This is a genomic window from Yoonia sp. 208BN28-4, assembly GCF_037543925.1.
Classification (GTDB): Bacteria; Pseudomonadota; Alphaproteobacteria; order Rhodobacterales; family Rhodobacteraceae; genus Yoonia.
The window spans coordinates 222596-235936 of sequence record NZ_JBBIFY010000002.1 but is presented as its reverse complement, the minus strand read 5'-3'; the positions used below and the strand labels follow the sequence as shown (position 1 = coordinate 235936).

16 protein-coding genes are annotated in these 13341 nt (G+C 59.7%); 5 read left to right on the top strand and 11 right to left on the bottom strand.

Annotated features, from left to right (window positions below):
* Positions 1-25: 25 nt before the first annotated feature.
* Positions 26-673 (top strand): DUF2461 domain-containing protein, encoded by a 648-nt coding sequence (locus V8J84_RS07245; RefSeq protein ID WP_339929563.1) that lies wholly within the window; start codon positions 26-28, stop codon positions 671-673.
* On the opposite strand, the gene V8J84_RS07240 is transcribed toward V8J84_RS07245, so the two are convergent.
* The gene (locus V8J84_RS07240; protein WP_339929561.1) at positions 647-1135 is read right to left on the bottom strand and encodes a hypothetical protein; all 489 of its coding nucleotides are present in this window, start codon (positions 1133-1135) and stop codon (positions 647-649) included. The two genes, V8J84_RS07245 and V8J84_RS07240, sit on opposite strands and share 27 nt — an antisense overlap.
* Complete coding sequence (locus tag V8J84_RS07235) at positions 1132-2070, bottom strand: isopenicillin N synthase family dioxygenase (RefSeq protein ID WP_339929559.1); 939 nt, start codon at positions 2068-2070, stop codon at positions 1132-1134. Before V8J84_RS07235 ends, V8J84_RS07240 begins: the two co-directional genes overlap by 4 nt.
* A 136-nt stretch (positions 2071-2206) precedes the next feature.
* On the opposite strand from V8J84_RS07235, the gene V8J84_RS07230 reads away from it, so the two are divergent.
* Positions 2207-2758, top strand: coding sequence for a GNAT family N-acetyltransferase (locus V8J84_RS07230; protein WP_339929557.1), 552 nt, complete (start codon positions 2207-2209; stop codon positions 2756-2758).
* Here the strand turns inward: V8J84_RS07230 and V8J84_RS07225 are convergent.
* Entirely contained in the window at positions 2755-3675 is a 921-nt protein-coding gene (locus V8J84_RS07225) for an XdhC family protein (RefSeq protein ID WP_339929555.1), read from the bottom strand. The genes V8J84_RS07230 and V8J84_RS07225 overlap by 4 nt on opposite strands.
* Positions 3668-4132, bottom strand: a complete 465-nt coding sequence (locus tag V8J84_RS07220; RefSeq protein WP_339929553.1) for a CoxG family protein — start codon at positions 4130-4132, stop codon at positions 3668-3670. Before V8J84_RS07220 ends, V8J84_RS07225 begins: the two co-directional genes overlap by 8 nt.
* Before the next feature lie 151 nt (positions 4133-4283).
* Here V8J84_RS07220 and parE point away from each other — a divergent pair, with 151 nt between their 5' ends.
* Complete coding sequence (gene parE, locus V8J84_RS07215) at positions 4284-6242, top strand: DNA topoisomerase IV subunit B (protein WP_339929551.1); 1959 nt, start codon at positions 4284-4286, stop codon at positions 6240-6242.
* The gene (locus V8J84_RS07210; protein WP_339929549.1) at positions 6235-7167 is read left to right on the top strand and encodes a restriction endonuclease; all 933 of its coding nucleotides are present in this window, start codon (positions 6235-6237) and stop codon (positions 7165-7167) included. Before parE ends, V8J84_RS07210 begins: the two co-directional genes overlap by 8 nt.
* Positions 7168-7194: 27 nt before the next feature.
* On the opposite strand, the gene V8J84_RS07205 is transcribed toward V8J84_RS07210, so the two are convergent.
* The 3 genes from V8J84_RS07205 to V8J84_RS07195 form a co-directional block, all read right to left on the bottom strand.
* Positions 7195-7968 carry an alpha/beta hydrolase family esterase gene (locus V8J84_RS07205; RefSeq protein WP_339929547.1) on the bottom strand — a complete coding sequence of 258 codons (774 nt, stop codon included), beginning with the start codon at positions 7966-7968 and terminating at the stop codon, positions 7195-7197.
* Positions 7968-8609, bottom strand: coding sequence for a DUF3047 domain-containing protein (locus V8J84_RS07200; protein ID WP_339929545.1), 642 nt, complete (start codon positions 8607-8609; stop codon positions 7968-7970). Before V8J84_RS07200 ends, V8J84_RS07205 begins: the two co-directional genes overlap by 1 nt.
* 96 nt (positions 8610-8705) lie before the next feature.
* Positions 8706-9098: a cytochrome c gene (locus V8J84_RS07195; protein WP_339929543.1), complete on the bottom strand. Its 393-nt coding sequence runs from the start codon at positions 9096-9098 to the stop codon at positions 8706-8708.
* Between the two features lie 141 nt (positions 9099-9239).
* Here V8J84_RS07195 and V8J84_RS07190 point away from each other — a divergent pair, with 141 nt between their 5' ends.
* Positions 9240-9674, top strand: coding sequence for a DMT family transporter (locus V8J84_RS07190; RefSeq protein ID WP_339929541.1), 435 nt, complete (start codon positions 9240-9242; stop codon positions 9672-9674).
* Here V8J84_RS07190 and V8J84_RS07185 read toward each other — a convergent pair.
* The 4 genes from V8J84_RS07185 to V8J84_RS07170 form a co-directional block, all read right to left on the bottom strand.
* Positions 9671-10648: an Ldh family oxidoreductase gene (locus V8J84_RS07185; protein WP_445285959.1), complete on the bottom strand. Its 978-nt coding sequence runs from the start codon at positions 10646-10648 to the stop codon at positions 9671-9673. The two genes, V8J84_RS07190 and V8J84_RS07185, sit on opposite strands and share 4 nt — an antisense overlap.
* Before the next feature lie 16 nt (positions 10649-10664).
* Positions 10665-11345 carry an ABC transporter ATP-binding protein gene (locus V8J84_RS07180; protein ID WP_339929539.1) on the bottom strand — a complete coding sequence of 227 codons (681 nt, stop codon included), beginning with the start codon at positions 11343-11345 and terminating at the stop codon, positions 10665-10667.
* The gene (locus V8J84_RS07175; protein WP_339929537.1) at positions 11338-12624 is read right to left on the bottom strand and encodes a lipoprotein-releasing ABC transporter permease subunit; all 1287 of its coding nucleotides are present in this window, start codon (positions 12622-12624) and stop codon (positions 11338-11340) included. Before V8J84_RS07175 ends, V8J84_RS07180 begins: the two co-directional genes overlap by 8 nt.
* Before the next feature lie 109 nt (positions 12625-12733).
* A complete protein-coding gene (locus V8J84_RS07170) occupies positions 12734-13312 on the bottom strand; it encodes a DUF2937 family protein (protein ID WP_339929535.1) in 579 nt (192 codons plus the stop codon).
* Positions 13313-13341 lie beyond the last annotated feature (29 nt).

Genomic DNA, 13341 nt, shown 5'->3' with positions numbered 1-13341 from the left:
CCCTTTGCAGACAAGCAGCCACACCATGACAGATTTCGCCCCCCTGATCCCCGATGCCCAAGCGTTCTTTACGACGCTTGAGCAGAACAATGCCAAAGCGTGGTGGCAGGATCATAAAACGACCTACGACACAAAGCTTAAAGCGCCCGCGCAGGCGCTGCTGGACGAACTGACACCGCCGCTTGCCGATCTTGCTGGCGCACCGGTGACCGGCAAGATTTTCCGGCCCCACCGCGACGTGCGTTTTTCCAAGGACAAGACACCCTACAAAACGCACCTGCATATGATGTGGTCGATCACTGGCGATGCCCGGCAAATGCCTGTTTTCTTTTTCGGCATCGGTATCGACTATGTCACCACAGGGGTCGGGATCATGGGCTTTGACAAAGACGTTCTGGCCGATTGGCGCACCTTTGTGGACCTTGATACCAAGCGTATTCTGGGGATCGTAGCGCAGATTGAAAAAGCGGGCTTTACGCTGGGCGACCCTGCGCTGAAGCGTGTGCCGCCAGCCTATGCCAAGGACCATCCGGCCGAACATCTGTTGCGGATGAAAGGCGTGATTGCGCGCAGCGAGCTTCAGCAAACGTCGGACCTGCCCGCAGCGATCCTTGATCGTTTTCGCGCAGCTTGGCCACTGAACGCGCTATTGATCCAGATCGCCGAAAGCTGAAGGCTTTCTGACCGACCATAGCAGCGCCCGCGCGTAAAGCCTGTGCAGCGGCAGCAACGCCCGCATGAGCCAATGGTCAGGCGCGACCACAGCCGAGCCGAAATAAAGCCGCGTGCCAGTCCCCGATCGCGCCACCTTGAACCAAGACCGTGTCGCCTGCCCCATATCGCACAGCAATACCTGATCCTCGGTTCGCGCCTCGACGTCCCATGCGGCAAAGCTGTCTGACTGCTTGCGCGCGAGGGCTGCCACATCCGCGTCCGTGGAGGGCCGCTTGAGTGCGAGCCGCAAGATCAACCGTTCCACCCGAAAAAGCGGGGTCGTGTAAAAACCCATCAAGTAACCAGCCAGATCGACATCGTTTGCCACATCTTTGACAAAGCAGTCCGTGTAAGCGCCCTGTTCGGTATAGACACGCAGCAATGCGTCGTCTGGCAGTGGCGCTGCACGTGGGACGGTCATTGCCCTGTGGCCTTGAATTTTTCCATCAGATACGGGCCAGAGCGCACAGGCGGATAGGCGCTTGATCCGTCCAGCGGCACAATTTCTGCGTCCCAGTCGGGCTGATGGAAAAAGGCGATGCTTTGGCGGGCGGGCTGATCCGGTTTGGCCACCACGCGATGCAAGGTGCTGACCCAACGGTCGGCGGTCCAGCGGGCCATCAGATCACCGATGTTGATCACAAACGCCCCGTCGGGTGCAGGCACGTCCAGCCAGCCGTCATCGCGGGCGATTTGCAGCCCTGACGACCCCGGTTGTGGCAACAGGATTGTCAGTGATCCGTAGTCGGAATGCGCCCCGGCCCGCTGTTGGTCCTTCAATGCAGCCCCTTGCGTTGCAGGATAATGCAAAGCCCGCAGCGCCGAGATGGGGTGTCCGATGTAGGGCGCGAAGAAATCGGACGGCAGTGACAACGCCTGCGCCATTGCCGCCATGATCCGGCCCGCCAGATTCTCCATTGCGGCATAGTAGTTTTGCCATGCATGCCGGAAGCCCGCGACGTCGGGCCATGGCGTCGGAACATAGCGAAAGGCCAGCGCGTCAGGATCGGTGATGCCCTCGGGCACCTCTGCCGGACCACCGTTGAAGCTTTCCTTCAAATCAGGCGGCGTGTCGTGCCCCTTCGATTTTGCCAACGCCTCGCTATTGGGGCCAAGATAGCCGTAAGGATACCCCGGATAAGGTGCTGCAGTGGCCTGCTTGTCGGCAAGCGGTTGGTCAAAGAACCGTTGCATGGCCTGCCACTGGTTCGCGATGATCGCATCATCCACCCCGTGCCCTGTCAGAACGACAAATCCGGTGTCGCGGCATATTTCGTCAAGACGAACAGCCATGGCTTTGCGTGCGGGCCCTGACGCGGCCTCGAACGCGGCCAGATCAAACTGTGGAAACGACATGATGCGATCCTTTTGTCATGGGTCCGACTGTGGCGACCCTGATGGTTGTGCGCAATATCGAAACCTTGCCTCAAGTTTGACGTAAACGTCAGCTAGTGTGTTAAGAAGACTTTGTGTTTGTTGAATTGAGCGTGCCATGTTTCCACCCGGCTTTCATGCCCAGCCGATCCTGACCGGAGATGCTGTGATCCTTCGCCCGTTGCGGGTTGAAGATTACGAGGCGTTGTCCGTCGCCGCCGCCGATCCCGAGACATGGGCCGGTCATCCCAGCAAAGACAGGTATCTTGATCACGTCTTTCGCCCCTATTTCCGGTTTCTGCTGAACAGTGGCGGGACGTTGACGATCCGCGATCAAAAGACGCTCGCTGTCATCGGATGTTCGCGCTACTACGCGGCACCCGATAATCCCTCCGGCATCTCGATCGGTTTCACGTTTTTGCATCATGCGTTCTGGGGCGGTGATGTGAACTTTGCGGTCAAGCTGTTGATGCTGGATCACGCGTTCAAATCAACCGACACGGTCTGGTTCCACATTGATCCCGATAACATCCGGTCCCAAAAGGCGACGGAAAAGCTTGGTGCGAAATTCAGCTACCGTGCACAACTGGCGCTGACCAATGCCACGGCTGACTGGCTGGTCTTTAAACTGACAAAATCGGATTGGGCCGTGCGCCGGATGCGTGGCTAGGATCGCGTGATGGCGGCTGGCAGATGGGTGACGATCTCAGCAATGGCTGAAATAGCAATCAACGGCGCCTCTCTTAGTGACGGGACAAGCCCGATAGGGCCACGCAGCCGCGCCAGATCATCCTCCTGCACGCCCATCGCGCGCAATGTATCCTTGCGTGCCGCTTGCGTGCGTAAACTGCCAAGGCACCCGACATAGCGCGCCTGCGTGTCTAGGGCCGCCCGCACAAGTGCAGGCTCCCATTCATGATCGTGAAACAGCGTCAGGAAACCCGCATGCGCATCCAGATCAGCTAGCGTGATCGCCTGATCCGGTGATGTCAGATGCACAGGCGCGGTGATCGCCAAATGGCCCACCGCCGCCAGATCATCCTCTTGCGGTGACAAAAGCCCGATCTGAAAGCCCGCTGACTGCGCCACTTCGGCGACGGCCCGAAAAATCGCGCCGCGTCCCGCCAGCACAAGCCTGAACTTGGGCAAATAGGTAAAGCGGTGCTGTTCCCCATCAGGCGTTGTGAACGCAAGGTCGGTCGGGTGCCGCGCTGTCAGCCTGTCGCTCGCATCCAGCACTGCATCCAGATCGGGGGCTGGATCAATCAACACATCCAGCGCCCCCCCACATGGCAGCTTCAGATCGACAAAGCGCGATCCATTGCCGTAGCGGACAAGTTGTTTTCGCCCAAGGCGCAGCGCCTCGGTTGCGTGAAACTGGATATCGCTGTCGATGCAACCGTTGGACAGATAGCCCGCCATCGCACCGCGATCATCCACCAGCGCAAGCGACCCGACCTCACGGGCTGCACCGCCTTCGATGCCGACAGATGTAATCAGCGCAAACTTGCGACCCGCGCGGGCCAAATCCGCCGCGGCCGCAATCACATCGCTGGCGTGTTCCACATAGGATATGTCGTCAGGCAACGGGCTGCGCGTCCTCGCCCTCGCCCACGATCTCGGCAAATGAAGCAAAGAACTTGGCCGACAGCTTCTTGGCCGTGCTCTGGATCAGGCGGCTGCCAAGCTGTGCGATTTTCCCGCCAGTGTCGGCCTTTGCCTCATACCGCAGGATTGTCTTGTCACCATCTGCAGTGAGCGTCACGTCAGCGCCGCCCTTGGCGTAACCCGCCGCACCGCCGCTGCCCTTCCCGACCAATGAGAAAGCATCGGGCGCGCCAGATTTATCCAATACCACGTCACCACTGAACTTGGCCTTCACAGGGCCAATCTTCAGCACGACCTTTGCCTCAAGTTCTGTGTCGGAGTGTTTGATCAACTCCTCGCACCCCGGAATGCACTGCTGCAAAATCGCCGGATCATTCAGGGCCGCATAGACCTGATCCTTGGGCGCGTTGATGACAATCTCGTCTGACAGTTCCATGCGATGTCCTTCTTTGATGGGCCGCAACGGGTGGGGTGTTGCGCCACTTTGTGACAATTGTCGCGCCTTACGCAAGTGCGTGTCGCGCCTTACGCATTGCCCCCCTGCCCGTGCCCCCATATTGTAGGCCCAAACAAAGCGAGCAGCACACATGGCCGATGATCTTTTGTCCGGAACCGGACCTGACGACTATAACGCCGACAGCATCGAGGTGCTGGAGGGGCTGGAGCCTGTCCGCAAACGCCCCGGCATGTATATCGGCGGCACGGACGAACGTGCGCTGCACCACCTTGTGGCCGAGGTGCTGGACAACTCGATGGACGAGGCTGTCGCGGGCCACGCGAACCGGATCGAGGTGGAACTGCACGCAGATTACGCCGTCACAATCCGCGACAACGGGCGCGGCATCCCGATTGATCCGCACCCGAAATTTCCCGCCAAATCCGCGCTTGAGGTGATCCTTTGCACCCTGCACGCGGGCGGCAAATTCAGCGGCAAGGCCTACCAGACCTCCGGCGGTCTGCACGGCGTGGGCGCGTCAGTAGTGAACGCGCTGTCCGACAGCCTTGTCGTGCAGGTTGCACGGAACAAGGAGCTGTATGAACAACGCTTTTCACGCGGTATCCCTTTGGGACCTGTTGAAAAAGTGGGAGCCGCCCCCAATCGGCGCGGCACGACATTCACCTTCCACGCGGACGAGCAAATCTTCGGCTCTCACCGCTTCAAACCCGCGCGTCTGTTCAAATCCATCCGCTCCAAAGCGTACCTCTTCTCCGGCGTCGAAATCCGCTGGAAATCAGAAATCGACGACGGCGAGACCCCGACAGAGGCGACCTTCCACTTCCCCGGCGGTCTGGCCGATTACCTGAACGAAACGCTGGGCACCGCTACGACCTATTCCGAGAAACCTTTTGCGGGCACCGTCGATTTTCAGGAGAAATTCGGCGCGCCGGGCAAGGTGGAATGGGCGATCAACTGGACGCCCGTGCGCGACGGCTTCATCCAGTCCTACTGTAACACGGTCCCCACGCCCGAGGGCGGCACGCACGTCGCGGGCTTTTGGGCGGCGGTTTTGAAGGGTGTGAAGGCTTACGGCGAACTGGCAGGCAACAAGAAAGCGGCCCAGATCACGCGTGAGGATTTGACGTCCGGCGGCTGTGCGCTGGTGTCATGCTTCATCGCCGAGCCTGCGTTTGTGGGCCAGACCAAGGACCGCCTGTCGACCGAAGCGGCGGCGAAAATGACCGAAGGTGCTGTGCGCGATCACTTCGACAACTGGCTGGCGGCCGACACGAAATCCGCAGGCGCGATCCTTGATTTTCTGGTGCTGCGGGCCGAGGAACGCCAGCGCCGCCGTCAGGAGAAAGAGACCGCGCGCAAGTCCGCCACCAAAAAACTCCGCCTGCCCGGTAAGCTGACCGATTGCACCAACAAGGACCGCGCTGGCACGGAACTGTTTATCGTGGAAGGCGACTCGGCTGGTGGTTCCGGCAAAGGCGCGCGGGATCGCAAAACGCAGGCGCTGCTGCCGCTCAAGGGTAAAATCCTGAACGTGCTGGGCGCCGCATCCGGCAAGCTGAACACCAACGCCGAGATCAACGACCTGTGCGAGGCGCTGGGCGTTGGCATGGGCACAAAATTCAACATCGACGATCTGCGCTACGAAAAGATCATCATCATGACCGACGCGGACGTCGACGGCGCGCATATCGCGGCGCTCTTGATGACGTTCTTCTTCACCCAAATGCGCCCGATGATCGACGCGGGGCATCTGTATCTGGCCTGCCCGCCCCTCTACCGCCTGACCCAGGGCGCGCGCCGCGTCTATGTGGCGGATGATGCCGAGAAGGACGCTGTGATGGCCAAGGGTTTGGGTGGAAAGGGTAAAATCGACGTGCAACGCTTCAAGGGTCTGGGCGAGATGGACGCGAAGGACCTCAAAGAGACCACGATGGACCCCAACACCCGCAAACTGATCCGCGTGACCGTTGGAGATGATGTGCCGGGTGAGACGGGTGATCTGGTGGAGCGTCTGATGGGCAAAAAGCCGGAATTGCGCTTCCAGTACATTCAGGAAAACGCGCGGTTTGTGGAGGAGTTGGATGTTTGAGGAGGCCAAACGAAAATTGCCCAACTATCAAGAATTAATGAGGCCTGTTTTAGAATCCGCGAAAAATGCCCCGCGCAAAATAAGCGATGTCGTTAATGAGATTTCAACGGAGCTTGAACTTACTGATGAAGAGCGATCAGTTATGCTACCAAGTGGCAAACAGACTGTAATTGCAAATAGAATTCATTGGGCAAGATCTTATCTCAAGCAAGCGGGTCTTGTTCGCAATACTCAAAGAGGTTGGTTTGAATTGACTGATGAGGGTCGCCAAGCCCTGACCGATCCAAATCTAATGATTGATAAGAGGTATCTCGAACAGTTCGACCAGTTTCAGGATTTTCAACAACGGACGAATAAGCCTGATGTAGTAACATCTGAACTAGTCGAGACTGAACAGGAGACTACTCCGGATGAGCAGATAGAAAATGCCCACAAACGGTGGAATAGATCGCTTTCCATGAATCTGCTGACTGCTACTCAGCAATCCTCACCAGCGTTTTTCGAACAACTCATAGTCGATCTACTGATAGCCATGGGTTACGGTGGATCAACCGAAAACGCCGGCCGTGCGCTTGGGCAAACAGGCGATAATGGTGTCGATGGAGTTATTGACCAAGACCCGCTGGGGGTCGATCAGATTTATTTGCAAGCAAAACGATATGCTTCTGCAAACTCAATTGGGTCCGGCGACATTAGAGATTTTTTTGGCGCACTCAGCATACATAAAGCGACAAAGGGCATTTTCGTCACTACATCATCATTCACGTCATCGGCAATCGAAACGGCCCGTGCGCTTGGCGGACGGATTGTGCTGATTGATGGTGCAAGGCTCACTAAACTCATGATCACTTATGGTATTGGGTGCAGAGAGAAATCACTAATTCGCCTGATGGAACTTGACGAAACATTTTTCGACGAAACATGAAGAGACAATAGTGGCGCAGGTCATAATTCAATCGGCCAATGCAGCCCGCAATCGCCCCACACCAAACCCGTGTCCGCCGTCGAACAGGCAGAAGCCTAGGCGATGGCCGTTGGCGTTGAGTCGCGTCTCGCAGGTCATGTCGCCAACCTGCGCACGCTCTTCGCCTGTAAACCCGCCGTAGCCCGCGTACATCGCCAGAGCTTCCAGCACGTCGCCTTGGCTGCTGTCGGCGATGGCGCGGCCGGACAAAGGCACGGTGGTGTCCGCGTTCCCGTGGATATGCACCACGTTCGCGGGGGGCGATGTGCAGGTCTCAGGCACCGGATCCCAGAAGGTGCCGGACATCGGCACAAAGGTCTCAAACAGCTCCGAGCGGTGGCAGGCGATGTTCCACGTCATCATGCCGCCTGCGGAAAATCCGGTCATCACGGACCGCGACAGGTCCAGACCAAAGCGGGCTTCGGCGTCGGACAAGACGGCTTCGACGTAGGCGAACTCGGCCTCACCGGTGTTGTCACGCGCGCGGGGGCGGTTCGGGAGTTGCCAGCTTCCGTCCACGCCTTGCAGCGCCAGATAGGCCATGCCGTTCTCGTGCGCGAGCCGTCGCAGGTTGCCATTGCGCATCGCCCCCGCCGCCGACCCGCGGTAGCCGTGGGCGTAGGCAAGCACGCCGGGGTTTGCGACGCCCTCGGGCACCGCAATCCGGTAGATACGATCGCCCACCACGCAGTCGGTATCCTGTCCGCAAGCTGATGCGACCGCAGGCGAAAGGATCAGCGCGAGGGCGACCAGAAAGCGCATCAATTCAGACGCAGATTGCCGATAGCGGCAGAGATCATGCTGTCGGTGTCATCGCTGTCGCCCGATACGGCAAGGCCCACAAGGCTGCCCGGTTGGCCGCCGAACGCATTGGCGTAGTCGGCCGCAAGGTTCACGCTCTCATTGAACGATCCGGTTCCCGCGGGGCGCAGCGCGATGTTCATGCCCTGCCCCGGCAGGTAAGGCGACGGGAACGCAGCCCCGCGGCTATGGTTGCCGCCCCATGTGTAAAGCAGCACGCGCACATCGCTGTCACTCAGCAGTGCATTGATGCCCGATCCTTGCATCGCAGCGGCTTTGCTATCGGGCAGGAAAACGAAATAAAGCGACAGGTTGCGGTCGTCACCACCCTTACGGCGCAGGTCAGTTGCAGGCACGGACTGGTTCACCGTCCAGCCCCATGATGCCGACGATGCCTGCCAGTCAGACTGCGGCACGCGGGCGTAGGCAATGCTGACCGACCCGTCGGATGTCATCGAAAGCTGATTGCCAAAGCTGTAATCATTGGACGAGAAAAGCGACAGGCGCTGCTCTTGCCAGCCGGATGAAAACGAAACCGGTCCCGCCGCAGCGGCGGTGGCGGTCAGGGAAGCGGCAAGGATGGCGGTGCGCAGCAATGTCATAGAGTCTCTCCTATCAGATACGTTTGGGAAATCACGTATCAGGCGCGGCAGGAGTTTCACTTCACGACTTTGTGGATCACGGAAATGTCAGGCGCGTCAGTCCTGCTGGATGCTCTCCAGATAGTCGGTCAGCGCCAGCAGAACCAAGGGCACAGGCGTGCCAAGCCCGTCCATCTCGACAATTACAGCCTCGCCCAGATCGCCTGCGCCGAACTCTGGCATGGCGTTGGAAAAATGCGCGCCGCGATCCAGCCCGTCGATCGTGGCCATGACATAGGTGCGGGGGAACGTGCCGCCGTTGCGTTTGGCTAGTGTGGTCAGGTCGGGGGTGATGATGCCGGTGTCGCGGGTGATTGTACCGCGCCCCATCGCATCAGCGCCGTGACAGCCCGCGCAATTTGCCGCAAAGGCCGCGCGCCCGTCAGGCACTTCGGTTTCCAGACTGCAAGCGGCCAAAATGAGGGGGAATAGTAATGCGCGATATGTCATTGAGGTGCCTCCTTGTTTTTTCCCATTATGGGAGGGGAACAATGGCAGTGCTTTGATCTGGATCACACGAGCCCTGACAAACCTTTGCATCGCGATCCCCACCCGCCTAGCCTGCGCGGTGAATTACCGAAAGGCCACGCCATGACCCATCACATCGCCATCATGTTCGCCGCAGGGATCGGCATTCCCATTCTGGCAGCGCTGAACGCGGCCTTGGGGCGGTTGATCGGATCGCCTGCCGTGGCGGCGACGGTGCTGTTCGCCGTGGCGTTCGGTACGGCGGCGCTGGTGGCGTTGGTCACGCAACCAAGTGCCTTGACGCGCGTGGCGCAGGCCCCGCTGCACCTGTTTTTCGCGGGCGTTCTCATCGCGTTCTACGTGCTGTCGATCACGTGGATCGCGCCTGTGATGGGTGTTGGAAACGCGGTGTTTTTGGTGCTGCTCGGCCAGTTGGTGTCCGCCGCGCTGATCGACCACTTCGGCCTTTTCAGCGCCAACGCCACGCCCATCACGCTGACCCGCGCGGGTGGGATCGCACTGATGGCCGCTGGAGTTTTCGTGACGCAGAAGGTCTAACCCGCCAGCGCCGTCACGCTGTCCCAAAGTGCATCCGGCACGTCAATTTTCGCCATCTCAAGACGGTCAGCACCGGGGATGCGCGCACCGTCCTGCGCGGCCACAGCCTCGGCCACGCGGGCGAAGCGGTCGCTGAAGGCGTCACCGTGGGTCGCGGGATCAATCAGGATGTAGAATTGCCCCAGATCATGCGGCTTGCCATCCGGCAGCTTCAGCCCGGACACATCCAGCGAATTGACCGATCCGGTCATGCCCGCGGCCAGCAATTCCGCCATCAGGCCAAAGCCCCAGCCCTTATAGCCGCCCGCCGAGACCAGCGCGCCTTTCAGCGCCGCTTCGGGGTCTGTCGTGGGTTGTCCGTCTGCGTCGACGGCCCAGCCAAGCGGGATTGGCGTGCCTGCCGCTTTGGCCATCGTAATCTTGCCCAAGGCCACGGCAGAGGTCGAGAAATCGAAATGCAGCGCGGGTTTGGGATCACCCGGCACGGTCATGGCAATGGGGTTGGTGCCGATCACGGCCTTGTTGCCGCCTGGCGGGGCCACGACGGGGGACGCGTTGGTAAATCCGATACCGATCAGCCCAGCGGCGGCGATCTGTTCGGTGAAGAACCCCAGCGATGTGCAGGTATGCGCGTGAGCCACGGCCAGCGTTGCGACACCGTTTTCGCGCGCGGCAGTGACCGCATCGGCAAGTCCGGCGGCAAAGGCAGGCTGCGCAAACCCGAAACCCGCATCCGCCATGACAGAGCCAGCGCGGGGACGTGTCACCTTGGGCTCAACGGTGCCGCTGACACGGCCAGAGGTCAGCTGCGTGCAATAGCTCTCAAGGTAGTAAAGCCCGCAGATGATGTTGCCTGACTCTTCGGCGCGCGCGACAGCTTTGGCGACGTGACCGGCCTGCATATCCGCCGCCCCGTGGGCCAGCAAAGCGGCTTTTGCGACGTCGTAAATCTCGGCTGGGGATTTCATCGGCATGGCGGCGGTCCTTATTCTAAGCGGGCGAAAGACGACCTTGATCCATGCGCACAGTGCGGTCCATCCGCGCGGCCAGATCAAGGTTGTGGGTGGCGATCACGGCGGCAAGGCCGGTATCACGAACAAGCTCCATCAGCGCGTCGAACACGCGGTCGGATGTATCGGGGTCAAGATTGCCAGTGGGTTCGTCGGCGAGCAAAAGCGACGGTTTGTTGGCCAGCGCACGGCAGAAAGCAACCCGCTGCTGCTCACCACCCGACAGCGCGGCGGGGCGGTGTTTGGCACGCGGGGCCACGCCGACACGGTCCAGCAGGTCCATCGCATGTTTCGTCGCATCCGCGTCGCTGATCCCGTTGGCCAACTGCGGCAGGACGATATTTTCAAGCGCCGTAAATTCCGGCAGCAGGTGGTGGAATTGGTAGATGAAACCCACTTCGCCGCGTCGCACGGCAGTCCGCTTGCGATCTGACAGACTGGTCATATCGGTGCCATTGATCGTCACGGCGCCGCTGTCGGGCGTATCCAGCAGACCCGCGATATGCAGCAGCGTGGATTTACCAGCACCGGACGGGGCGACCAATGCCACCACCTCACCCTTGGCGGCAACCAGATCAGCGCCTTGCAGCACGGTCACCTCGTTGGGTTTGCCCTTGTTGTAGCCCTTGGTGATGGCGGCCAGTTCCAGCACGTTATTCATAGCGCAGCGCCTCGACAGGGTTCATGCGGGCGGCGCGACGGGCCGGAAAGATCGTGATGATCCACGACAGACCCAGCGACAGGGCCACCGATTTGAGCACATCTTCCAGCCGCAGTTCGGCGGGCAGTTGGTAGATCCCCCTGATCGACGGGTCCCAGACACCACCACCGCCAAGATAATTCACAAAGCTGAAAATCTGGTCGATGTAGATCGCAAAAAGACAGCCAAGGATCACGCCGAAGATAGTGCCAATCGTGCCGATCCCTGCCCCGCAGATGAAAAAGATGCGCAGGATTGATCCCTCGCTCAGGCCCATCGTGCGCAAGATGCCAATATCGCGGCCCTTGTTCTTCACCAGCATGATCAGGCCGGAAATAATGTTCATCGAGGCGATCAGCACAAGAATCGACAGGATCACGAACATCACATTGTCCTCGACCGCCAAGGCCCGCAGGAACGCGCCAGCACTGTCGCGCCACGTCCAGACATAACCACCCTGACCGATCACCTCCATGATGCGCGGGACGTAGGTGTCGATCTCGTCGGGGTTCTCGACAAACACCTCGATCTCGGTCGCGACACCGTCACGGTTGAAGAACGTCTGCGCCTCTGCAATCGGCAAGTAAGCGCGGATTTTGTCGATGTCGTAACGCCCTGCGGTGAAAATATAGACCACATCATAAGCGTTCACACGGGGCGTGGTGCCAAGTGCGGTGCGCGCACCATTGGGCGAGATAATCTTGATCCGGTCGCCCACACTGACATTCAATTCGCGCGCAAGCCCCGATCCGATCGCGATACCGTCCTGAAAGTCATTGATATCGCCCGATGACTCTTCTGGCTGGGCGATACGCGGGATCGTGAGCAGGTCTTCAAACGCAATCCCGTAGACATCAACTGCAGCGTTTGCATTAGCGCGGTTGCCCATGACCTGACCGCGCACAAGAGGGGCAGCGCGGGTCACGCCCTCAATCGCGCGCAATTCCTCGGCCAGTTCATCATATCCGCTGATCAGTTGCGTGTATTGGCCCGATCCGGCGACAACTTCAGACTGGCGGTAAGCCGCGACATGCGCGTTGGCGCCCAGAATAGTATCGACAAACTCGGCGCGGAAGCCGGAGCGGACGGCCAATGTGGCAATCAACGCAAAAACGGCCAGCGTCACGCCGACCAGCGAAATCCACGTCATCACGCTGACGCCGCCCTCGGCCCGTTTGGCGCGGATATAGCGCCACGCGATCATCCATTCGAACTTTGCAAAAGGTGCCGTGCTGGCCATGGGGCGTCCTGTTAATTGGGTCGCGTGAACGTGGTGTGCTTGGCCTTGATGGTCAAGAGCAGCAATCTTGCGGTGGCGGGTTTTCTGCCAAATAAACCGGATGCGCGGCTTAGGGCCGCGTTTCGCCCATCAGACGCGGCGTGCGGCCTTGCACCGGTTGCGCAATGGGCCGGACCGGTGGGTCCCTGCGCTGCTGCTCGGCAGTTGACCGGTGGGCAAATGGCAGTTTCAGCAGCCACAGCATCGCAAAGATGCCAAGCCAACCGCCTGCAAAACCGACCGACGCAGATGCGGCACCCGCCACACTGACCGGCACGGCAAGCACAAAATCATCCCACGTATGCACAAAGGTTTCACGGTCGCTCAGCCGGTGCGGCATCAACACCCGCGACAGCGGCGTGGCACTGCGCAGATCGGTCAGCGCAGCCTCAAGCATCGCGTGGCGTGAAAATGTGCGGCGCATGTCAGCGGCACGCGCATCAAGAAAAGCGGTGCCTGTCATTTCATCGAGCGCCTGCGTGCGTGTCAGTCCCGCCTCAAGCGCGGATGTGTCGAAATCTTCCACAACCTGTGTCAGCGCATCGACCTGACCGGCCAGTCGCTGCGTGTATTGTTGTGCAAATTCAGGGTATTGCGACAGCGTGACCGCACCGCAAAGCCCGCCTGCAAAAGCGAGTATCTTGATCATTTGGAACCTGCCCGACTTTTCGTCTGTTG

Coding starts and splice junctions, on each gene's coding strand:
- V8J84_RS07245 (WP_339929563.1), top strand. CDS start 26: ATGACAGATTTCGCCCCCCTGATCCCCGATGCCCAAGCGTTCTTTACG.
- V8J84_RS07240 (WP_339929561.1), bottom strand. CDS start 1,135: ATGACCGTCCCACGTGCAGCGCCACTGCCAGACGACGCATTGCTGCGT.
- V8J84_RS07235 (WP_339929559.1), bottom strand. CDS start 2,070: ATGTCGTTTCCACAGTTTGATCTGGCCGCGTTCGAGGCCGCGTCAGGG.
- V8J84_RS07230 (WP_339929557.1), top strand. CDS start 2,207: ATGTTTCCACCCGGCTTTCATGCCCAGCCGATCCTGACCGGAGATGCT.
- V8J84_RS07220 (WP_339929553.1), bottom strand. CDS start 4,132: ATGGAACTGTCAGACGAGATTGTCATCAACGCGCCCAAGGATCAGGTC.
- parE (WP_339929551.1), top strand. CDS start 4,284: ATGGCCGATGATCTTTTGTCCGGAACCGGACCTGACGACTATAACGCC.
- V8J84_RS07210 (WP_339929549.1), top strand. CDS start 6,235: ATGTTTGAGGAGGCCAAACGAAAATTGCCCAACTATCAAGAATTAATG.
- V8J84_RS07205 (WP_339929547.1), bottom strand. CDS start 7,968: ATGCGCTTTCTGGTCGCCCTCGCGCTGATCCTTTCGCCTGCGGTCGCA.
- V8J84_RS07200 (WP_339929545.1), bottom strand. CDS start 8,609: ATGACATTGCTGCGCACCGCCATCCTTGCCGCTTCCCTGACCGCCACC.
- V8J84_RS07195 (WP_339929543.1), bottom strand. CDS start 9,098: ATGACATATCGCGCATTACTATTCCCCCTCATTTTGGCCGCTTGCAGT.
- V8J84_RS07190 (WP_339929541.1), top strand. CDS start 9,240: ATGACCCATCACATCGCCATCATGTTCGCCGCAGGGATCGGCATTCCC.
- V8J84_RS07185 (WP_445285959.1), bottom strand. CDS start 10,648: ATGCCGATGAAATCCCCAGCCGAGATTTACGACGTCGCAAAAGCCGCT.
- V8J84_RS07180 (WP_339929539.1), bottom strand. CDS start 11,345: ATGAATAACGTGCTGGAACTGGCCGCCATCACCAAGGGCTACAACAAG.
- V8J84_RS07175 (WP_339929537.1), bottom strand. CDS start 12,624: ATGGCCAGCACGGCACCTTTTGCAAAGTTCGAATGGATGATCGCGTGG.
- V8J84_RS07170 (WP_339929535.1), bottom strand. CDS start 13,312: ATGATCAAGATACTCGCTTTTGCAGGCGGGCTTTGCGGTGCGGTCACG.